This is a genomic window from Janthinobacterium sp. HH106 (assembly GCF_001758725.1).
Classification (GTDB): Bacteria; Pseudomonadota; Gammaproteobacteria; order Burkholderiales; family Burkholderiaceae_D; genus Janthinobacterium.
On record NZ_LRIC01000002.1, the window covers coordinates 424602 to 444958 of the forward strand.

Annotated in this window: 18 protein-coding genes; 14 read left to right on the forward strand and 4 right to left on the reverse strand. The window is 65.3% G+C overall.

The features are described 5' to 3' along the window. Position 1: 1 nt before the first annotated feature. From fdx to lpxO, 3 genes are all read right to left on the reverse strand, one after another. Positions 2-334, reverse strand: a complete 333-nt coding sequence (gene fdx / locus JAB8_RS02420; protein ID WP_070288286.1) for an ISC system 2Fe-2S type ferredoxin — start codon at positions 332-334, stop codon at positions 2-4. A 61-nt stretch (positions 335-395) separates the two neighbouring features. Beyond that, the gene (locus tag JAB8_RS02425; RefSeq protein WP_070288288.1) at positions 396-794 is read right to left on the reverse strand and encodes a DUF6331 family protein; all 399 of its coding nucleotides are present in this window, start codon (positions 792-794) and stop codon (positions 396-398) included. Positions 795-879: 85 nt separating this feature from the next. Next, positions 880-1779 carry a lipid A hydroxylase LpxO gene (gene lpxO, locus JAB8_RS02430; protein ID WP_070218708.1) on the reverse strand — a complete coding sequence of 300 codons (900 nt, stop codon included), beginning with the start codon at positions 1777-1779 and terminating at the stop codon, positions 880-882. Positions 1780-1921: 142 nt separating this feature from the next. Between lpxO and JAB8_RS02435 the strand changes: the two genes are divergently transcribed. The 12 genes from JAB8_RS02435 to JAB8_RS02490 all read left to right on the forward strand — a co-directional run bounded on the left by JAB8_RS02435 (position 1922) and on the right by JAB8_RS02490 (position 17050). Further along, positions 1922-2356 carry a hotdog fold thioesterase gene (locus JAB8_RS02435; protein WP_070288290.1) on the forward strand — a complete coding sequence of 145 codons (435 nt, stop codon included), beginning with the start codon at positions 1922-1924 and terminating at the stop codon, positions 2354-2356. A 290-nt stretch (positions 2357-2646) separates the two neighbouring features. Further along, positions 2647-4227 carry a methyl-accepting chemotaxis protein gene (locus JAB8_RS02440; protein ID WP_070288293.1) on the forward strand — a complete coding sequence of 527 codons (1581 nt, stop codon included), beginning with the start codon at positions 2647-2649 and terminating at the stop codon, positions 4225-4227. Positions 4228-4321: 94 nt separating this feature from the next. Beyond that, positions 4322-4858 carry a CPBP family intramembrane metalloprotease gene (locus JAB8_RS02445; protein ID WP_070288294.1) on the forward strand — a complete coding sequence of 179 codons (537 nt, stop codon included), beginning with the start codon at positions 4322-4324 and terminating at the stop codon, positions 4856-4858. A gap of 35 nt (positions 4859-4893) precedes the next feature. Next, positions 4894-5454 (forward strand): DUF6000 family protein, encoded by a 561-nt coding sequence (locus JAB8_RS02450; protein ID WP_070288296.1) that lies wholly within the window; start codon positions 4894-4896, stop codon positions 5452-5454. Positions 5455-5755: 301 nt separating this feature from the next. Beyond that, positions 5756-8800 carry a calcium-binding protein gene (locus JAB8_RS02455; RefSeq protein ID WP_070288297.1) on the forward strand — a complete coding sequence of 1015 codons (3045 nt, stop codon included), beginning with the start codon at positions 5756-5758 and terminating at the stop codon, positions 8798-8800. A 102-nt stretch (positions 8801-8902) separates the two neighbouring features. Then, positions 8903-11101 (forward strand): type I secretion system permease/ATPase, encoded by a 2199-nt coding sequence (locus JAB8_RS02460; RefSeq protein ID WP_070288299.1) that lies wholly within the window; start codon positions 8903-8905, stop codon positions 11099-11101. Beyond that, positions 11098-12441, forward strand: coding sequence for an HlyD family type I secretion periplasmic adaptor subunit (locus JAB8_RS02465; protein ID WP_070288300.1), 1344 nt, complete (start codon positions 11098-11100; stop codon positions 12439-12441). Before JAB8_RS02460 ends, JAB8_RS02465 begins: the two co-directional genes overlap by 4 nt. Beyond that, on the forward strand, positions 12431-13828 hold the full coding sequence (locus JAB8_RS02470; protein ID WP_083287537.1) for a TolC family protein: 1398 nt from the start codon (positions 12431-12433) through the stop codon (positions 13826-13828). The genes JAB8_RS02465 and JAB8_RS02470 overlap by 11 nt, the downstream gene beginning before the upstream one ends. 63 nt (positions 13829-13891) lie before the next feature. Next, positions 13892-14392 (forward strand): VOC family protein, encoded by a 501-nt coding sequence (locus JAB8_RS02475; protein ID WP_217494190.1) that lies wholly within the window; start codon positions 13892-13894, stop codon positions 14390-14392. Positions 14393-14498: 106 nt separating this feature from the next. Then, the gene (gene purT / locus JAB8_RS02480) at positions 14499-15728 is read left to right on the forward strand and encodes a formate-dependent phosphoribosylglycinamide formyltransferase (RefSeq protein ID WP_071654373.1); all 1230 of its coding nucleotides are present in this window, start codon (positions 14499-14501) and stop codon (positions 15726-15728) included. Continuing rightward, the gene (locus tag JAB8_RS02485; protein ID WP_070288303.1) at positions 15728-16174 is read left to right on the forward strand and encodes a DUF6678 family protein; all 447 of its coding nucleotides are present in this window, start codon (positions 15728-15730) and stop codon (positions 16172-16174) included. The genes purT and JAB8_RS02485 overlap by 1 nt, the downstream gene beginning before the upstream one ends. 138 nt (positions 16175-16312) lie before the next feature. Then, positions 16313-17050, forward strand: coding sequence for a hypothetical protein (locus tag JAB8_RS02490; RefSeq protein WP_070288304.1), 738 nt, complete (start codon positions 16313-16315; stop codon positions 17048-17050). On the opposite strand, the gene JAB8_RS27980 is transcribed toward JAB8_RS02490, so the two are convergent. Then, positions 17037-18386 carry a hypothetical protein gene (locus tag JAB8_RS27980; protein WP_083287538.1) on the reverse strand — a complete coding sequence of 450 codons (1350 nt, stop codon included), beginning with the start codon at positions 18384-18386 and terminating at the stop codon, positions 17037-17039. The two genes, JAB8_RS02490 and JAB8_RS27980, sit on opposite strands and share 14 nt — an antisense overlap. A 241-nt stretch (positions 18387-18627) precedes the next feature. On the opposite strand from JAB8_RS27980, the gene JAB8_RS02505 reads away from it, so the two are divergent. Together JAB8_RS02505 and JAB8_RS02510 are read left to right on the forward strand one after the other, a co-directional pair. After that, on the forward strand, positions 18628-19806 hold the full coding sequence (locus tag JAB8_RS02505; RefSeq protein ID WP_070288305.1) for a hypothetical protein: 1179 nt from the start codon (positions 18628-18630) through the stop codon (positions 19804-19806). 149 nt (positions 19807-19955) lie between these two features. Continuing rightward, on the forward strand, positions 19956-20288 hold the full coding sequence (locus JAB8_RS02510; RefSeq protein WP_139142910.1) for a hypothetical protein: 333 nt from the start codon (positions 19956-19958) through the stop codon (positions 20286-20288). The last annotated feature ends 69 nt before the right edge of the window (positions 20289-20357 follow it).

Genomic DNA, 20357 nt, shown 5'->3' on the forward strand with positions numbered 1-20357 from the left:
ACTATTCCTTGGCGTGGTTGAGCGTGTACCTGGGCAGTTCGACCGTCAGGTCTTCGTTTGACACGCGCGCCTGGCAGGACAGGCGCGAGTGGGGCTGCAAGCCCCAGGCCTGGTCGAGCATGTCTTCTTCATTGTCGCCCAGTGCGTTGAGCGAGTCGAAACCCCGCACCACGACCACGTGGCAGGTGGAGCAGGCGCCCACCTGGCCGCAGGCATGTTCGATGTCTATCTTGTGAAGCAGCAAGGCGTCGCAAATGCTCATGTTTTCCGGCGCGTCGAAGACGGCGCCTTTCGGGGCCAGCTCGGGATGGGGCAGGACGGTGATTTTTGGCATGCGGGATTCTCCTCGGTTATCCTTCAATGCCGTCACTGTGGACCTTCCCGCCTTGGCAAGGTCAAGCCCCTGCGCGATCCTGTGCGACGATGCACGCGTCGAGATGGTCGAGCAACTGCAAGAACACGCGTTTATCCGCAACGTGATTCATCGTGGCGCTCGTCAAGACATCGCTGTCCACCGCCGCCACGGCAGCCCTGGCCTGCACGCAGGCGGCATGCAGCTGCGCGCGATCGAGTTCCAGCATCGCCATCGCTATGCCTTCGCGCGTAAAATCGTAGGCATCCATGCCGCAGCAGCCGGCCACGCAATGCGTTTCCAGCCGGCAGATCAGCTGCCACAGCTCTCCCAGCAAGGCATCGATGTCGATCGCCTGGTCATAGCGGCCGTCAAGATCGATGAATTCGATCCAGGCGTCGTCGCCGATCTGGATATCGTACTGGCGGTCGCGTTCGGTCATTTTTCAACATTCTCCGGGTCGGTGGCATCGCATTATAAAAAAAACCGTCCGAAGGCGGTTTTCCAATGCGGTGCAAGCAAGGCGCTTAAATAAAATAGATCAGCGCGATGATGCCAATCACGAGCGCCACGCGGGTGACCTGGTAGGCCGTCTTGTTCCACGCCTTGAAGCGGCGGCGGTACTGGCCCATGGTCCAGGAAATTTGGAACAATTTACTCACGCCGCCCACCTGGTCGCCCAGTTCGTTGGGAGAGGCGGCGGCCGTCATCAGCGTGCGGCCCAGCCAGCGGTTCAAGCCTTGCGCCCAGCGGTAGCGCATCGGGCGCTCGATGTCGCAGAACAGGATGATGCGGTCGCTGTCGGCGTCGTTGCGGGCCCAGTGGATATACGTTTCATCGAACATCACGGCCTGGCCGTCGCGCCAGCTGTGGCGCTCGCCATCGACGTCGATGAAGCAGCGGTCGTCGTTCGGCGTCTGCAATCCCAGGTGGTAGCGCAGCGAGCCGGCGAACGGGTCGCGGTGCGGGTTGAGCTTGCCGCCTTGCGGCAGTTCCGCGAACATGGCTGCCTTGATCGAGGGAATCGATTGCAGCAGCGCATAGGTTTGCGGGCACATCTGCTGTGCCGACGGGTGGTTGGCGTCATACCATTTCAGGTAGAAACGCTTCCAGCCATACTTGAAGAAGGAATTGAAGCCCACGTCATTGTTCTTTTCGGCCGCCTTGATCTTTTTCATTTCCTGCATGCGCAGCGCTTCATCGCGGATGATTTGCCAGTTCTGCTGCAGCGGCGCCAGTTCCGGGAATTGATCGACGGACAGATAGGGCGTGGCCGGCACCTTGGAAAAGGTGTGCATGAACAGGTTCAGCGGCGCCATGAACGAGGAGTGATCGAAGATCTGGCGGCGAAACGGCAGGCGCACCTTGCCCCGAAAATGAATATGTAAAACAGAAAACACAAAAATGCCCAGCAAGGCCCACTTCATACACAACCTCGTTTTGAAAGAATGGGGCAATTATAACCAGTTAATGCCCCGGCTACCCCGTGCCACGGTGAAGGAAAGATGAAGCGGCGCGCGCTGGCGCTCTGTCCTACAATGGCTTTATTTCATCACTGAAGGGGTAACAATGGAAATCTGGCACGCACCGCTCGACCTGGCCGCCCTCAACGCCGCCAGCGAGGGCACGGCCATGCGCCACCTGGGCATCGAATTCTCGGCCTTCGGCCCCGACTGGATCGAGGCGACCATGCCCGTCGACCACCGCACCATGCAGCCTTTCAAGCTGCTGCATGGCGGCGCGTCCGTCCTGCTGGCAGAAACCCTGGGCAGCATGGCCGCGAATGCCTGCCTCGACAGCAGCAAGCAGGTCAGCGTGGGCCAGGAAATCAACGCCAACCACGTGCGCGGCGTGCGCGGCGGCCACGTGACGGGGCGCGCCACGCCCATCCACCGGGGCCGCACCAGCCAGGTCTGGGAAATCCGCATCAGCGACGATGACGGCAAACTGTGCTGCATCTCGCGCATCACCATGGCCGTTATCGACACTCCGGGCGCAGGCTGACGCGGCGGTTCTTGACTTGCATCAAGGCACTAAAAGCGAGCGCGTGGAATCATCCATAACGCTGTTCGCTTATAATTCAGTGTGCTGTTGTATTGCGCGGGGTTTCCAGCCGCGCAACTACATTGCCCGAAATTAGAAGCTGACTGCCCAAAAAACGCCAGTTAGATACCCATCCTGCGCCATGCGGGAAAGGCAACACGACGGCGAGCAGATCGCTGGTTCCAAGTAACTTCCAGTGGATTACTTGACGTAACCGGCAACAATCAACTTTATACAGGGCAATAACAACAATGATGTCATTCAATCGTTTGACGATAGGCGCGCGCCTGAGCGCAGGCTTCGGGCTGCTGGTCTTGCTGATGCTGGTGCTGGCCGCTTTCGCGCTGCTGCGCATCGGCGCCATTTCCGGCGCCATGGACGCGCAAGACAAAGTACAGCTGGAGAAACTGGACCCTCTGTATGTGGCGCGCGAAGCGCTCGACCAGACGGGCCTGGCCGCCCGCAACGCGTATATCTTCCATGACCAGGCCGCCGCCGAAAAAGAGCTGGCCATCCTCGACACCCAGAAAGCGCTGTACCTGGAAGCGCTGGCGAAGCTGGCGCCGCAGTTCGCCGGCGATGCGCAATTCGAGAAAGTCAGCACGGGCCTGAAAACCATGGCGCAGGAATTGCTGCGTCCGCGCCAGTTCCGCGCCACGGGACAGATGGAGCAGTACGGCACCTTCCTCGTCGAGGAGTGCAGCCCCCTGCGGCGCCAGATCGTGTCCGACATCGATGCCGTCCTGAAAAACGTGCAGCGCGAATCGGAGCAGGCCAGCGTGGCCGCGCGCGCCATCTACGGGCAGTCGCTGCGCTGGATCGGCGTGCTGGCCGCGCTCAGCGTGCTCATTTGTATTGCGGTCGCTACCGTCATCACGCGGGGATTGCTGCGCCAGCTCGGCGGCGAACCTGCGTATGCGGCCACGATTGCCGGACGCATCGCGCTCGGTGAGCTGGCCATCGACGTGCATACGCGCCACGGCGACGACAGCAGCCTGCTGTTCGCCATCAAGACCATGCGCGACAACCTCGCTGCCATCGTCGGCAAGGTACGCCACGGTACCGAAAGCATTGCCACGGCCTCGACAGAGATCGCCTCGGGCAACCGCGATTTGTCGCAGCGCACGGAGCAGCAGGCCGGTTCGCTCGAGGAGGTGGCGTCATCGATGGAAGAACTGATTTCCGCCGTGCGCCAGAATGCGGACAACGCCCAGCAGGCGAACCACCTGGCGCGCGAAGCGTCGAAGGTGTCGGAGCAGGGCGGCAAGGCCGTGGCCGAAGTGGTGCACACCATGGGTCTCATCAATGCCTCGTCGAACAAGATCGTCGACATCATCGGCGTGATCGACAGCATCGCCTTCCAGACGAACATCCTGGCCTTGAACGCGGCCGTGGAAGCGGCGCGCGCGGGCGAGCAGGGGCGCGGCTTTGCCGTGGTGGCAACGGAAGTGCGCAACCTGGCGCAGCGCTCGAGCGCGGCCGCGCGCGAAATCAAGGCCCTGATTGACGATTCCGTCAGCAAGGTGGGCACGGGCACGGTGCTCGTCGAGCAGGCGGGCGCCACCATGCATGAGGTGGTGGCCGGCATCGGCCGGGTGACGGGCATCATGGCCGAGATCAGCCATGCCACGCAGGAGCAGGGCGCCGGCATCGAGCAAGTCAACCGCGCCATCGTCGACATGGACCGCGTGACCCAGCAAAATGCAGCCCTGGTCGAGCAGGCGGCGGCCGCCGCGCACGAATTGCAGCAGCAGGCGGCGCAGCTGGAACAGGAAGTGGGCATTTTTAAATTGGCCCCGCCGGCGAACGGCCCTTTGCGCCTGGCGGCCTGACGCCGATGGCACGGCGGCACGGCGCGCCGGCAGCCATGCGCCAATAGTCGTATTCCGCGCTACAATGAGCGCTGGATCACCGCCAGGACTACTCATGCAAGTGCGCAGCAGCCATGATCTATCCAGCCCGGACGACGACAAGCCGGCGCCGCCCGTGCTGCAGCTGGCCCTTGCCGGTCTCGGCTGGGGCTTGCTCACCTGCATGCTGTGCTTTGCCATCCTGTTCCTCACGAAATGGCTGCTGCCGCCCGAATACTGGGGGGCACACACGGGCCTGTCCAAGTTCAAGCGGGAAATGTCGCTGCCGCTGCTGGTGTTCTGGGTCGTCATTTATTCCCCCATCCTGGAAACGTTTCTCGGCCAGTTGCTGCCGCTGGAAATCCTCAAGCGCCTGGGCGCCACCCGGCAGCTGAGCATTTTTATCGGCGCCATCCTGTGGGCCATCGTGCATTTCATCAGCGGCGGCTTGCTGCACGCGATTGTCGCGCTCGGTTCAGGCGCCATGTTCAGCTTTGTCTACCTGCGCTACCGCGCGCCCACTGTGGCCGTGGCCTACGCGACAACGACCTTTTCCCGCGCCTGCAACAATATCGCCATCCTTGTCGCCGTGTTTTACGGCCTCGACGCGTAGACGCCTTCCAAAACCTGCTGCGCAGCATCGCGCCGTTGCCGCCGCAGGAAGCGCTGACGGCGGCCCTGCGCGACGACTGGGTGCGGCCCCTGTACATGGGTCTGCACCAGCCCCAGGCGAGCGCATGCGTGGCGCGGCTGGCGCAGGCCGACGATGCTCTCATCGCCCGCCTGCTGGGGCAATTCGACTGGCGCAGCCGCACGGCGGGCGCCTACCTGGCCGCATTGACCGGGCAGGGCGCCTTCACGGATCAGTTGGGCGGCCTGCTGCTGGCCAGCGAGGTCTGCTACGCGGGCAGCGCCTATTGCCTGGCGCTGGCCGTTTTCGACACGCCCGCCAGCCGCGACTACCTGCACCGCTATCTCGAACATTACCTGCGCCAGCCGCAGTTGTACTTTGATCAGGAACAAGCCATGGCTGCCATCGCCTGGCTCGATGGCCTGCACGGCCGGAATGAGGCGGCGCGCCACGCGCCAGCCTGGGCCGGTTTTGCCGCCAGCCGGCCGGGTCTGGTGCTGGACGATGCGCTCGCGGCGTTTGCGGCCAGTATGGACCGCTTGCGCACCCTGCAAGCTCTCAGGGCGCCCGCTAAGTAATCCTCAGGAAATTCTTGTGAAGTTTTGAAAGTCAGAAATCACAATAATTTCTTGGGGGTTAGTTACTTAGCATCGCTCCAGCCGCCGACGTCCCATCCCCACGCCGTACGGCCACTCCCTCCCCACATCCCGCTTTCATGACATTTGCGTGACAAATGGCAGTGTTTCCCCGCCTGATCTGTCACTGCAGAGTGCATGCCGAAGCTGCCTTTCGACGCGGCACGACTTTGTCTTCCATGCCGGCTTGCGCTGGCATATCCACGCGTGATTTTTTTTAAGTTTAACGACAGGAAACTGCAATATGACTAAGAAATTTGAATCCGCCGCCTTCGCGCCATCTTCCGAAGCGGCCGGCGTGTCCGCCATTGACGCCTATCTGAACAGCCTGGCGGCCCCGCAGCGTTTCGTGGGCACGGCGAACGCCGATGTACTCACCGGCACCACGGGCGCGGACGTGCTCGAAGGACTGGCGGGCGACGACACGTATTACGTCAACCATAGCGGCGACGTAGTCGTCGAGCTGGCCAACGGCGGCACCGATACCGTGTACACCAGCGTCAACTACACGGTGGCCGAGAACGTCGAGAACGTCCACCTGACCGCCGCAGGTCTGACGGTGACGGGCAGCGCCACGACCAACAACATCTTTTACGTCGATGTCCCTGGCGGGCACGTGATTGATGGCGGCAGCACGGGCAACGTGGTCAACTACGGCGGCGCAAGCGCGGGAGTGACGGCTGTCTTTGCGCCTGCGGACGGCCCACTAGTGGCGCGTCCTGGCGCTGACGTAGTGAGGAATGTGGCCAGCATCGTCGGCAGCAAGTTCAATGATGTGCTGACCGGCAACGAACTCAGGAATTTCCTTGCCGGCGGTTATGGAAATGACATTTTGCAGGGCGGCAAAGGCGACGATGGCCTGTTCGGCGCGATGGGTGACGATACCTACATTTTCGCCCGCGGCGACGGCGCCGATAACATCACCGAGATGGTGGAGGCGGGCAGCTGCAACGTCGTCTCCTTCCTGGCAGGCGTCAACGCCGACCAGTTGTGGTTCCGCCAGGTGGGCGCGAACCTTGAAGTGAGCACCATCGGCACGGCCGACAGGATCACCATCAATGGCTGGTATAACGCCGGCTCGCCTCCTCGCATCGATGAATTCCGCACAGCCAACGGCCGCGTGCTGCTGGGAAGCGACGTGGAAAACCTGGTGCGGGCGATGGCCGTCCTGGTGCCGCCGCCGGCGGGCCAGCTGACCTTGCCGGCCGGCATCGCCGCCGCGCTGGCACCAGCGCTGGCGCAGAACTGGCGCACGGAAGGGCCGAACCAGCCGACCAACGGCACTTTCACCGGCACGGCGAACCCGGACATCATCAAGGGCACGGCGGGCGCCGACGTGATGGCCGGCCTGGGCGGCGACGATATCTATTACGTCAACCATGGCGGCGACGCTGTCGTCGAACAGGCGGGCGGCGGACGCGACACAGTCTACACCACCGTCAATCACACCCTGGCCGCCAACGTCGAAGAGGTGCATGTCAGCGCCGCCGGTCTGACGGTGACGGGCAACGGCAACGCGAACGTCTTCCACGTCGATGCCGCCGGGGGCAATGTGCTGCGCGGCGTCGGCGCGAACACTTCGGCCACCTATGCCGCGTCCAAGGCTGGCGTGACGGCCGCCATGATCGCCGTCAACGGTGACGCCACGGCGCGCCCGGGCAGCGATGTGCTCGTCAATATTTCCAACGTGACAGGCAGCGCCCATGACGACGTGCTGTCAGGCAACGAACTGGCCAACACCCTGTCCGGCGGCCTCGGCAACGATACCTTGCAAGGCGGCAAGGGGGACGACGTGCTGACCGGCGGCCTGGGCGACGATATCTATGTCTTTGCGCGCGGCGACGGCGCCGACGTCATCGCCGAGCCCTCGGCCGACGCCAATTACGACAGCATCGCCTTTTTGGCCGGCGTGAACATCGACCAGCTGTGGTTCCGCCAGGTGGGCGCGGATCTGGAAGTGAGCACCATCGGCACGACGGACAAGATCACCATCCGCAGCTGGAACGGGGCTGCGCCGAACATCGAGGAATTCCGCACGGCCGCCGGCCACGTCATGCGCGGCGCCGACGTGCAGCTGCTGGTGCAGGCGATGGCGAACCTGGCGCCGCCGCCGCTGGGCCAGCTGACCCTGCCGGCCGCCACGGCCGCTGCCCTGGCGCCCGTGCTGGCCCAGGCCTGGCACTTCAACGGTCCCACGCAGCCCACGGGGCAGCACTTTGTCGGCACGGCGAACGCCGATGTCATCAACGGCACGGCCGGCGCCGACCTGCTCGAAGGCTTGGGCGGCGACGACACGTATTACGTCAACCACAGTGGCGACTTCATCGTCGAGCGGGGCAACGGCGGCAACGATACCGTCTACACCAGCGTCGATTACACGGTGGCCGACAATGTCGAATACGTGCGCCTCGCCTCTGCCGGCCTGAAGGTGACTGGCAGCGCCTATAACAACAACGTCTTTTATGTCGATACCCCCGGCGGCAATGTGCTCGATGGCGCCGGTGCCGGCAACTCGGTCACTTACAGCGGCGCCAGCACAGGCGTGACGGCCGTCTTCGCGCCCGTTGGCGGTCCCTTGACCGCGCGTCCCGGCGTAGACGTGCTGTCCAATTTCGGCATGCTGTTCGGCAGCAAGTTCGACGATGTGCTGATCGGCAATGAGCTCAAGAACATTCTCTTTGGCGGCTTCGGCAATGATATCTTCCAAGGCGGAAAGGGCGGTGACACTCTGGCCGGCCTCGCGGGCGACGACACCTATATCTTCGCCCGCGGCGACGGCGCCGACATCATCGCTGAGACGGAGGAGGCGGGCAGCCATGACGTCGTGTCCTTCCTGGCCGGCGTCAGCGCCGAGCAGCTGTGGTTCCGCCGGGAGGGCGCCAACCTGGAAGTGAGCACCATCGGCACCACGGACAAGATCACCGTGAATAACTGGTTTGCCGATACGGCCGTGCGCATCGAGGAATTCCGCATGGCCGATGGCCGCGTCTTGTTGGGTAGCAATGTGCAAAACCTCGTGCAGGCGATGGCTGGCCTGACGCCGCCGCCGGCCGGCCAGCTGACCTTGCCTGCCGGCACGGCCGCCATCCTGGCGCCGGCGCTGGCGCAAAACTGGCGTGCCGCGCAGCAATTCGGCGCGGCCAGCCAGGGCGGTTCCTCTGCCTGGCAAGCCGATCCGGCGCAGCTGGTGCAAGCGATGGCCGGCTTTGCCGTGCCCGCGGCCGCATCGGCGCCCTGGTCCGGCCACGGCAACCCGTCGACGCAGATCCAGCTGGCGGCGGCGCAATGATCGCTTACGTTGATCGCTTGAGCACGTAGTTCCACTCCCGCGCAGCCGGGCCGGCCTTGCACGTGCCGGCCCGGCTGCGCCATTGATTTCCGACATGATCCGATGACCGTACTTCCATATCGCCACGCCACTTCGTCCACCGAACCCGCGCCCGACACGGGCCTGCTGTCGCTGCTGCTGATGGCCAGCCTGCACGGCATCGCCGCCGACGGCGCCCAGCTCAAGCACGCTTTCGGCCAGGCCGTGTTCACGCGCCAAACCGTCCTGCTGGCCGCGAAAGGGCTGGGCTTGACGGCCAAGCTGGTGCGCCAGGCGCCCGAACGGCTGGCGCAAGCGCCGCTGCCCGCCATCGCCATCGGTCACGACGGGCGTTTCTTTATTCTCGGCAAGGTCGACAGCAGCGACGGCGCCGTGAGCAAGGTGCTGATTCAGCATCCGGGCCAGCCGCCGCAGATCCTCGGCCGCGACGCATTCCTCGCCGCCTGGTCGGGCGAACTGATCTTTTTTACCAGCAAGGCCAGCTATGCGGGCGAGACGGCCCGTTTCGACTTCAGCTGGTTCATTCCCGCCATCGTCAAATACCGCAGGCTGCTGGGCGAAGTGCTGCTCATTTCCTTCGTGCTGCAATTGATCGGCCTGGCCACGCCCCTGTTTTTCCAGGTGGTGATGGACAAGGTGCTGGTCAACCACGCCATGCAGACCTTGAACGTGGTGGCCATCGGCCTGGTCTGCGCCATCGTCTTCGAAGCGGCGCTGAGCCTCATCCGCACCTATGTATTCGCGCGCACCAGCAGCAAGATCGACGTGGAACTGGGCGCGCGGCTGTTCCGCCACCTGCTGGCCTTGCCGATCGCGTATTTCCAGGCGCGCCGCGTGGGCGATTCCGTGGCCCGCATCCATGAACTGGAAAACATCCGCTCTTTTCTTACCGGCAACGCCATGACCCTGGTGCTCGACCTGCTGTTTTCCTTCATCTTCATTGCCGCCATGCTGTGGTACAGCGCGGCGCTTAGCGTGGTCGTGCTCGCGTCTATCCCCATCTACGCGGTCCTGTCGATGCTGCTCACGCCCGTGCTGCGGGGGCGTTTGAACGACAAATTCAACCGCAGCGCGGAAAACCAGTCTTTTCTGGTTGAAACCATCAGCGGCGTCGACACGGTCAAGGCCATGGCCGTGGAACCGCGCTGGCAGCAGCAGTGGGAAAAGCAGCTGGCCGGCTACGTGTCGGCCGGCCTGTCGGCGAACAATATCGGCATGCTGGCCAGCGGCGGCGTCACTCTGGTGAGTAAACTGGTGACGGCGGCCATCATGTGGTGGGGCGCCACGCTCGTCATCGACGGCAGGATGACGGTGGGCGAGCTGGTGGCCTTCAACATGCTGGCGGGACAGGTGGCCTCGCCCATCCTGCGCCTGGCGCAGCTGTGGAACGATTTCCAGCAAGTGGGCATCTCCATGAGCCGGCTGGGCGACATCCTCAACGCCCGCACGGAAGCAGGTAGCCAAGACGCGGGCAACCAGAAGGCGCGCCTGCCGCGCATCGCCGGCGCCATCGACTTCCAGCAGGTGGGTTTCCGCTACCGACCCGACGCGGCCGAGGTGCTGCGCGAGGTGTCGATCGCCATCGCGCCCGGCGAGGTGATCGGCATCGTCGGGCGTTCCGGCTCCGGCAAGAGCACCCTGACGCGGCTGGCGCAGCGCCTGTACATCCCCGAGCGGGGCAAGGTGCTGATCGACGGGCAGGACATCGCCGTCATCGACACGGCGTCGCTGCGGCGCCAGATCGGCGTGGTGCTGCAGGAAAACATCCTGTTCAACCGCTCCGTGCGCGACAACATCGCCCTGAGCGACCCGGCGCTGCCCATCGATGCGGTCATTGCCGTGGCGAAACTGGCGGGCGCACACGATTTTATCTGCGAGCTGCCGGAAGGCTATGACACCATGGTGGGCGAGCACGGCACGGGCTTGTCAGGCGGCCAGCGCCAGCGCATCGCCATCGCCCGTGCCCTGATCGGCGACCCGCGCATCCTGATTTTTGACGAAGCGACCAGCGCGCTCGACTACGAGTCGGAAAAGATCATCCAGGACAATATGCGCGGCATTTGCGCGGGACGCACCGTGCTCATCATCGCCCACCGCCTGTCGGCCGTGCGCGAAGCGAACCGCATCGTCGTCATGGAGCGGGGGCAGGTGGCGGAACTGGGCAGCCACGACGCGTTGCTGAAGCGGCCGGGCGGCATCTATGCCCATTTGTACAGCCTGCAGCAGGGTACGCACGGGAGCGCAACAGGGGACGCAACATGAGCGCCGGCCACCGTCTCGCCGCGTATGGCGAGCTGTTCAAACGCTATTGCCAGGTGCTGCGGCACAGCTGGCGCAACCGCGCCGCGTTGGGCGGCCCCGTGCTCAGCGAAGACGAGGCGGCCTTTTTGCCGGCCGCGCTGGCGCTGCAGGAGCGGCCCGTGTCGCCGTCGCTGCGCCTGACTGCCAGGGTGCTGATGCTGCTGGTCGGCAGCGTGGTGCTGTGGGCTGTCTTTGGCAAGGTCGACATCATCGTCCATGCGGCGGGCAAGATCATTCCATCCGGTAACACCAAGACCATCGCCTCCGTCGACGTGGCGGCCGTGCGCGCCCTGCACGTGCGCGAGGGACAGGCCGTGCAGGCGGGCCAGCTGCTGGTGGAACTCGACAGCCGGGGACCGGACGCCGAGCGCGACAAGGCGGCCGGCGACGCCGTGGCGGCCGCGCTGCAGGTGGCCCGCGCGCGCGCGCTGATCGCCGCCGTCGACACCCTGACGATGCCGAAGCTGGCGGCGCCGGACGCGATCCCGGCCGTGGAGCGCGCCGCCGCGCAGGCGCACGTGGATGGCCAGTACGCGAGCTTTCGCGCCCGGCTGGCGCACCTCGACGGCGAAATCGCCCGCTACGCGCAGGCGCTGCCATTGGCGACACAGCGGGCCGGCGATTACCGGGCGCTGCTGGCCACGCGCGACGTGGCCGAACACGCGTGGCTGGAGAAGGAACAGGCGCGCATCGACCTGGCCGGCCAGCTGGCGTCGGCCCGCAGCGAACGGGCGGCCCTGGTGGCGCAAACGCGGAAAGATGCGTACGACGCGCTGGCGGAAGGGGCGCGAGTGGCGGCCGCCAGCGGCCAGGATGCGCGCCGCGCGGGCGCCCGCGGCAGTCTGCTGCGCCTGACGGCCCCCGTCGACGGCACGGTGCAGCAACTGAAACTGCATACGGTGGGCGGCGTGGTGCCGGCCGCGCAGGCGCTGATGCAGATCGTGCCGCGCCAGGGCAAGCTGGAAATCGACGCCATGCTGGAAAACCGCGACGTGGGTTTCGTGCAGGCAGGGCAGGCGGTGGCCGTCAAGATCGACGCTTTCGACTACACCAAGTATGGCACCGTGCCCGCCGTCGTCAGCAGCGTCTCGCGCGACGCCATCGAGGATGAAAAAAAGGGGCCCGTCTACGCCGTCAGGATCACCTTGCGCCAGCCGTCCATCGTCATCGACGGCAGATTGGTGCCGCTGTCGGCCGGCATGGCCGTGCGGGCGGAAATCCGTACGGGCACGCGCAGGGTGGTCGAATACGTGCTCTCGCCGCTGGTGCGGCACCAGAAGGAGGCGCTGCATGAACGCTAGGCACGCCGCCATTTTCTTCGCCGCCGGTTTGTTCCTGGCCGCCGCGCCAGTCCGGGCGCAGATGCTGGACGCCGCGCCATGTCCATCTACCTATGAAGCCGCAGTCCCGTTGACCCTGCCGGCGGCCGTCGACCTGGCCCTGTGCCGCAACGCGCAGGTGCACGGCGCCTGGGCCGGCATCCGGCTGCAGGCGGCCGGCGTGGGCGAGGCCAGGGCCGCCTATCTGCCCACCCTGAATGGGGGCTTGAGCCGGGTGCACGACCGCACGGCCTATCCGGGCGCCGGCACGCCGTCCGGCAGCCTGAACAGCAATACGGGCTCGCTGAGCCTGTCCTGGCGTTTGTTCGACTTCGGCGGGCGCGCGGCGGGCCAGCGTTCCGCGCAAGCCATGCTGGACGCGGCCCTGGCCAACCGCGACGCCGTGCTGCAAAAGACCCTGGCGGCGACGGTCAGCGCGTATTTCGAGGCGCAGACGGCGCGCGCCAGCGTGCGCATGCGGCAGGAATACCAGGCGCTGGCCAATGAAACGGTGCAGGCCACGCAGCGCCGCGCCCAGCGGGGTCTCGGCTCGCACAGCGACACCCTGCAGGCGGCCAGCGCCCTGGCCAAGGCGGCCCTGGGCGCCAGCCGCGCCGACGGCGAGTTCCACAAGGCCCGTGCCGTGCTGGTCTACACGCTGGGTTTGCCGGCCGATGCGGGCGTGATCCTGGACGACGACGCGGACGGCGCGGCGGCGGGCCTGCGCGACGGGTTGCAAGATGAGATGCACGCCTGGCTGGCAAGGGCCAGGGAGCGTCATCCGGCCATCCTGGCGGCGCAGGCGCAGCTGGCGGCGGCGCGCGAACGGGTGGAGATTGCCCGCTCGGAGGGCCGCCCCAGCATCGACCTGACGGCCAATCTCTACCAGAACGGCCGGCCCAGCCAGGGCTTGTCGCCGGCTTCCACGCGCGAAACGCTGGTGGGCATCTCGCTCAACATCCCCCTGTTCGACGGCTTTGCGCGCCACTACAAGGTGCGCGGCGCGCAGGCGCAGGCGGGGCAAAGGGAAGCCGAGGCTGAAGAAGTGCAGCAGCAGACCCTGATGGAACTGGTGAAAACGCATGCGGAGGCCAGCACGGCGCTGGCCAACCTGGCCGCTGCGCAAGCGTGGCTGGATGCGGCGCAGGACGCGCTGGCCAGCGTGCGGCGCAAGTTCGGCCTGGGCGCGGCCGATATCCTGGAAATGCTGAACACGCAGTCCGCGCTGCTCGAAGCGCAGCAGGAGCGCATCCGTTGCCAGGCGGAATGGCGATCGGCCCGGCTGCGGCTGCTGGCCAGCGCCGGCATGCTGGCGCGCGACGACGTCGCGCAAGGGGGAGGCAAATTGCGCGCCCCGGCGGCGCAATAATGACTATATTGGTGGCGGTCCTTCCCGCACAGGTAAGGCGTTCCTGTTTCGGACTAGGGAGACATCATGCATAGCGTACAAAAGATTACCCCATGTTTATGGTTCAACGGCAACGCCGAGGCGGCGGCCCGGTTTTATACGGAAATATTTCCCAATTCGAAGATCGGCCAGATCCTGCGTTATGGCGAGGAAGGCAAGGAAATCCACGGCCAGGAGCCGGGCAGCGTGCTGACGGTGGCCTTTGAACTCGATGGCCAGACGTTTACGGGCTTGAACGGCGGGCCGCAATTCCAGTTTTCCGAAGCGATCTCGTTCCAGGTCAATTGCGAAACTCAGGACGAGGTCGACCACTACTGGAACCTGCTGTCCCGGGGCGGGCCGCCGGAAGCGCAGCAATGCAGCTGGCTCAAAGACCAGTTCGGGGTATCGTGGCAAATCGTGCCCACCCTGATGATCAAGCTGCTGGGCGACCCCGATCCCGTCAAGGCCGGGCGTGTGATGAAGGCCATGATGGGCATGAAAAAAATCGACATTGAGCAGATCAAGCGCGCGTACGCGGGCTAGCCCGCCACGCGGGGCAGGGGGCGCACGCCAGCGGCGCACCCTGTCCAAGATGGCCGGCATTTGCTATAGTTCCGGCCATCTTTCCATTGCCAGATTGACCCTGCCCATGACTATCAGCACCAGCAACACCATCGCCCCGCGCACCTTCGGCACGCCCCTGTCTTCCACCGCCATCAAAGTCATGCTGCTGGGTTCCGGCGAACTGGGCAAGGAAGTGATCATTGCGCTGCAGCGCCTGGGCGTGGAAGTGATCGCCGTCGACCGCTATCCGAACGCGCCGGGGCACCCCGTGGCGCACCGCTCGCACGTGATCGACATGAGCGATGGCGTGGCGCTGGCCGCCCTGATCGACCTGGAAAAGCCGGATTTGATCGTGCCGGAAATCGAAGCCATCGCCACCGAGACCCTGGCGGCGCTGGAAGCGGCGGGGCAGATCACCTGCATCCCGAACGCGCGCGCGGCCGTGCTGACGATGAACCGCGAAGGCATCCGTACCCTGGCGGCCGAAACCCTGGGCGTGGCGACTTCTCCCTACCGCTTCGCCAGCAGCCTGCAGGAACTGCAGCTGGCGTGCCAGGAGATCGGCTTTCCGTGCGTGGTCAAACCCGTGATGTCCTCGTCGGGCAAGGGCCAGTCCAAACTCGATAGCGCCGCTGACGTGGAGACGGCGTGGGCGTATGCGGCCAGCGGCAGCCGGGTCGACACGGGCCGCGTCATCGTCGAGGGGTTCATCGACTTCGACTACGAAATCACCCTGCTGACGGTGCGCGCCGTCGGCGCTTCGGGACAGATCGAAACGCAGTTCTGCGAGCCGATCGGCCACTTGCAGGTGCACGGCGACTACGTGGAATCGTGGCAGCCAGCCCGCATGGCGCCGCTGGCCCTCGAGCGTTCGCGCGAGATCGCCCGCAAGGTGACGGACAACCTGGGCGGCCTGGGCCTGTTCGGCGTGGAGCTGTTCGTCAAGGACGACATGGTGTGGTTCTCGGAAGTGAGCCCCCGTCCGCACGACACGGGCATGGTCACGATGGCCAGCCAGGTGCAGAGCGAATTCGAGCTGCACGCGAAAGCCATCCTCGGCTTGCCCGTCAACGTGGCGCTGCGCTCGCCCGGTGCCTCGGCCGTCATCTACGGCCAGCTGGAAGCGAAAGGCATCGCCTTCGAAGGCGTGGCCGACGCCTTGAAGGTGCCGGGCGCCGATTTGCGCCTGTTCGGCAAGCCGGAATCGTTCGCCCGCCGCCGCATGGGCGTGGCGCTGGCCACGGCCGACGATATCGACACGGCCCGCCAGCGCGCCGTGCTGGCCGCGTCCAAAGTCAAGCCGGTGGCCCGCTGATGGCCCTGGCGGCGCACGCCAGCCTGCCGCTGGCCGACGCCGGCGGCGACGACATCAAGCGCAAGCTGCGCGGCCACATCGCGCGGCGCAACCTGGCCGGCGCCGCCAACGACTGCAAGTGGAACGAACTGCTGGCCTTCATGCGCGGGCGGACCGACTGGGTGCCGTCGTACCGCTACGGTTCCGTGTCCGGCTACGTGTCGCGCTGGGACACGGAATGGGATTACCACCCGCCGTTCCCGTTCCTGGGCGTGGAATGGTTCGACATCAGCCTGTACTCGGAAGAACACGTGGCCATGCTGCTGCCGAAGAAAATCATCGACCATGGCGTGTGGATCGTGCCGGAGCTCCAACGCATCGGCTTCGATTTCGAGGTGCGGGACCGGGTGGCGCGCATCTGGGGCTATCTGCCCCGCAATTATCACGATTTCCCTCCTGCTGATTGACACCCGACCAACCCTACTGCGCGTCGGTATAGGCGGCCTGCGATGCTCACCGTACTAGAGTACGGTTGCGCTTCTTAGCCACCTCTCCCTTCCGCTCGCTACGGTTTTGTCAGGTGTCGTAAATAATAGATTGATAACATGCCTGAAAACGATATTCCACAAGTACCGCAACCGGACGACGCCGTCGTCGGCAAGGAAGCGGGCGCGCAAATGCTGGCCGCGGCTTGCGCCGCGCGCGACGCCTTTTATGCCACCCTGGGCACCGTAGACACTGACGTGCTGGCGCCGCTGGTCAACCCGGCCTTCATGGGAGGCCCCCGCTGGCCATCGCTGCGCCAGGCCTGGAGGGTGATCCGCCGGGCCGATACCATCATCATCGCCAGCGATGGCTTGAGCGATCCGTTCGAGGATGACGACGACGTGTTTGTGCCGCGCGGCCACCTGCTGGAAGTGTGCATCGAGGCGCCGCTGTCCGCCTTCGACGGCGATGCGGTGCAGGCATCGTGGCTGTTCGACCTGATCTACCAGGTCAGCCAGAACGTGGCTGACCATGGCTCCATCGACTTGCTGGTGCAGCGCCACGGCAGCGTCTCGATGGTGCTGGACGTGCGCGATGCGCCGGCAGGCCTCGAAGACGAGGACGAACAGGTGGGCGTGCTGCTGGCCCAGGGCGCAAGCAGCATCGCGCCATCGTTCGATACGCCATATGGCGAAGTGATGCTGCTCGCTGTCACCGCGCTGCAGCCGGCCGAACTGGCGTTCATCAGCGAGGCCGCCGACAAGGCGCAATCGCGGCGCGACCTGGCTGCCGCGCTGGCCGCCTCGCCGACGGGGCATTGGAGCGTGGCCCAGCGGCCGGCCGTCATTCCCCGCTAGGTTCTTCGACCGGCGGCACGGCCGGTTCCTCGGTTTTCCGTGCTTCCTTCGCTTCAACGACGGCCGGCGCCGGCGGCGGCTCGCGCCACTTGCCCGCCGCCTTCAGCTTGTTCTTCAGCCCCGGCAAGGGGAAGCCCAGCGCATAGGCTTTTTGCGCATGCGCGCTGGCCTTCTCGTATTCCTTCTTTTTCACATACATCAAGCCCAGGTTGTACTGAATGGTGGCCTGCTCGGGCGCCAGGCGGCTGGCCGCATCCAGCTGTTCCAGCGCCATCGCATCCTGGCCCGTGGCCAGCAGGTAGTTGCCAAACACCATGCGCGCCGTCACGTCGTGCGGCGCGAAGGCGATCGCCCGTTCGAAGTAGCAACTGACCGTGTAGCGGGCGCCCACCGGCTGCGCGCTTTTCAGCCGCAATCCCAGCTTGGCCATCGACGCCAGCGCCCGGTGGTGGTTCGGGAAGTGCTCCAGGGTGTAGAGAAATTCGCGCTTGACCTTGAGGATTTCGATCATTTCCAGCATGCCGCGGCTGGCCGCATACACGGCGCCCGACCAGGACCAGGCGCGCGGATCGCCTTCATCGCCGTACTGCGCCACTTTCGACAGGTCGACGGAGCCCACGAGGTCGGCCAGGTCGGCCGTGGTGGGATCGTGCGGCGCATATGTGCCGATGCCGCAGCGGCCCGCCTCGGACAGGTGGATGCGCTCGACGGGCATGCGCAGGAAGTCGCCCCCGTACTGTTCCTCCAGGCGGGCGCGGCAATGGGGACACAGTTCGCCGTGCAGTTCGGCATCATAGCTGGCGCGAAAGTCGGCGCGCATGCTGTGCGGCACCAGATGCAGCGGCGATTCGTGCACGGGACAGCCGGCGATGCCATATAGCGCGCCTTCACTGCTGTGGCTGTATTCTTCCAGCCCCCGCTTGAGCAAGATCACCATGGTGGACTTGCCGCCCGATGGCGGGCCCAGCAGCAACAGCATGCGCCGGCCCACTTCGGAGCCGGCGGCGGCGGCCTTGAAGTAGGCGGCGACCCGGTCGATCGCCTCGTCGATGCCGAACAGCTCGTCGTCGAACAGGCGGCAGCGGAAGCGCCCGCTGTCGTCGGTCTGGCCGTTCCAGCGCATCATGTCCCACAGATACTGGTGCGCGCTGCGCGTCAGCAGGCCCGCGCGGCCGGGCAGGATTTGCTCGATGAAGTCGGCAAAACTGCCACGCCACGGACTGATGCGGTGTTTTTCCGCCCAGGCCGCCATGCCGTGCACAAAACCCGCATGCTGGCCTTGCTTGCCCGCAGGCGCGTCGTCATCGGATTGGTGTGGCCTACCAGGAATCGTCATTATTTTCCCATCCATACCGTTGCTGCCGTGTGCAGGCCCAGTTCCAGCCTGCCAGTCAAGTATACGACGCTGCCTCTGCCCGCACGACTGATCTCGCTCAACCTTGACGAGGGAACTATTTTTATCCTCGCTGCGCCCATTGAGACAAGGCAGCCATGCGTCAGCGCGGTTCAATCCAGATCAATACTGGCCTGCGCGGCACGTCCACACTGGTCTTGCGACGACCCACGAGGAGAACATAATGATAGGTAACGAGAATGGTTTCAGCGCCCCGCCTGGCGGCAGCGGCAGGGGACAAAGCGCGGACGATGAAGAGGCCGTCGGCCAGTTTGCCGCCCCCGGCGAAGGCGACCATACGATCGAGAGCGCGTCCGTCTCGGAGGTACCCGACGCCTTGAGCGGCGTCAGCATGGAATTGCTGGAAATCAAGCGCAGCATCGAAGACGGCATGCGCCAGGGTATTTCCCAGGCGGGCGGCGTGCGCGCGGCCGACGCCTTCAGCGACGGCGGCAATATCCAGGGCGTGTCCATCGGCCTGGGCGAGGGCGCCAGCGACAGCTCGTCCGGCGAGCCGGGCTTGCCGGCCCTGACCCTGTACGTGGCCGAACCCACCTCCGTCGACCGCGCCAAGGCCGCCATCGTGGGGGCCATGGGCGTGCGCGCCGTGGCCAGCGACAAGGTGCCCGTCAACATCGTCGTCACGGGCGTGATCGATGCGCAACCGCACCGTTTCCGCTTGCGCCCGGCGCCGGGCGGCGTGTCGGTCGGGCATTTCCGCATCACGGCCGGCACCATCGGCTGCCTGGCCGTGGGGCGCAGCGCGCCGCGCAGCGGCCGCTTGATGATCCTGAGCAATAATCACGTGCTGGCCAATTCCAACGGCGGCGTGTTCAACGATTGCATCGTGCAGCCTGGTCCCATCGACGGGGGACGTTGTCCGCAAGACCAGGTGGCCGTGCTCGAGCGTTTCGTGCCCATCAATTTCAGCGGCGGCGTCAATTACGTCGATTGCGCCACCGGCTGGGCCTGGCCTGACCGCGTGCGGCCCGAACTGGTCTACCTGAGCGGCGGCGTGCCCGCCTACTTCCGTATCAGCAATGCGCTGGTGGCCCCCGCGTTGGGCATGATGGTCGGCAAGTCCGGCCGCACGACGCAATTGACGCAGGGCCGCATCACGGGCCTGGGCGCCACCATCAACGTCAATTACGGCGGCGGCAGGATCGCGCTGTTCCAGGACCAGATCGCCATCACGGGCGTGAGCGGGGCGTTCAGCGCGGGCGGCGATTCGGGTTCGTCCATCTGGACCTGGAACCAGCAGCGCAATCCCGTCGGCCTGCTGTTTGCGGGCGGCAACAACATCACGTTTGCCAACCAGATGCGGCGCGTGGTGGCGGCGCTCGACATCAATTTGTACACCTGAGCACGCTGCCAGGTGCCGCCTTGCATAACGCTGCTTTTTGCACGATGATGATTGTATGAGAGGCCGCAGCCATGCATGGTTGTGCCCGGCGAACGGCGCTGCAGCGCCGGATGGCCGGGTGTATCATGGAATGCCTCAGGAGGGTTGTCATGTCAAACAGTAAATTCGTACCATCGCCATATGCCGTCTTCGAAGACGCTGCCATGCCGTACTTACCGGATGAGATTCCTGGACAGGGCATGGGGCAGTACACCCCGGCCGCGCCCCACGGCCGCCTGGAAGCGGCAAAGCGGCGCAACGAGCGGGCGCTGATGGCCATCGACGGCGTGGAAGGCGTCAGCGTGGGACACACGGCCGTGGGCAAGGACGCGCTCGTCGTGTATTTGCGCGACTCGTCCGTCAAGCGGCGCGTGCCGTCGCAGGTCGAGGGCTATCCGGTGGAAACGAGCGTCACTGGCCGGATCGATATCCAGCGCTGGTAGGCAGGCCTGGCCGCCTGGCCGCGGATCGTTGCGGCGGAAGGCCTGTTGCCAGGCCTTCCGGGTTCCTTT

Bases quoted from the DNA above. Each gene is read 5' to 3' on its own strand.
- JAB8_RS02465 (WP_070288300.1), top strand. From the start codon at position 11,098: ATGAGCGCCGGCCACCGTCTCGCCGCGTATGGCGAGCTGTTCAAACGC.
- JAB8_RS02510 (WP_139142910.1), top strand. From the start codon at position 19,956: ATGTCAAACAGTAAATTCGTACCATCGCCATATGCCGTCTTCGAAGAC.
- JAB8_RS02490 (WP_070288304.1), top strand. From the start codon at position 16,313: ATGCCTGAAAACGATATTCCACAAGTACCGCAACCGGACGACGCCGTC.
- JAB8_RS02470 (WP_083287537.1), top strand. From the start codon at position 12,431: ATGAACGCTAGGCACGCCGCCATTTTCTTCGCCGCCGGTTTGTTCCTG.
- purT (WP_071654373.1), top strand. From the start codon at position 14,499: ATGACTATCAGCACCAGCAACACCATCGCCCCGCGCACCTTCGGCACG.
- fdx (WP_070288286.1), bottom strand. From the start codon at position 334: ATGCCAAAAATCACCGTCCTGCCCCATCCCGAGCTGGCCCCGAAAGGC.
- JAB8_RS02460 (WP_070288299.1), top strand. From the start codon at position 8,903: ATGACCGTACTTCCATATCGCCACGCCACTTCGTCCACCGAACCCGCG.
- JAB8_RS02505 (WP_070288305.1), top strand. From the start codon at position 18,628: ATGATAGGTAACGAGAATGGTTTCAGCGCCCCGCCTGGCGGCAGCGGC.
- JAB8_RS02485 (WP_070288303.1), top strand. From the start codon at position 15,728: ATGGCCCTGGCGGCGCACGCCAGCCTGCCGCTGGCCGACGCCGGCGGC.
- JAB8_RS27980 (WP_083287538.1), bottom strand. From the start codon at position 18,386: ATGACGATTCCTGGTAGGCCACACCAATCCGATGACGACGCGCCTGCG.
- JAB8_RS02440 (WP_070288293.1), top strand. From the start codon at position 2,647: ATGATGTCATTCAATCGTTTGACGATAGGCGCGCGCCTGAGCGCAGGC.
- JAB8_RS02445 (WP_070288294.1), top strand. From the start codon at position 4,322: ATGCAAGTGCGCAGCAGCCATGATCTATCCAGCCCGGACGACGACAAG.
- JAB8_RS02425 (WP_070288288.1), bottom strand. From the start codon at position 794: ATGACCGAACGCGACCGCCAGTACGATATCCAGATCGGCGACGACGCC.
- JAB8_RS02455 (WP_070288297.1), top strand. From the start codon at position 5,756: ATGACTAAGAAATTTGAATCCGCCGCCTTCGCGCCATCTTCCGAAGCG.
- JAB8_RS02435 (WP_070288290.1), top strand. From the start codon at position 1,922: ATGGAAATCTGGCACGCACCGCTCGACCTGGCCGCCCTCAACGCCGCC.
- lpxO (WP_070218708.1), bottom strand. From the start codon at position 1,779: ATGAAGTGGGCCTTGCTGGGCATTTTTGTGTTTTCTGTTTTACATATT.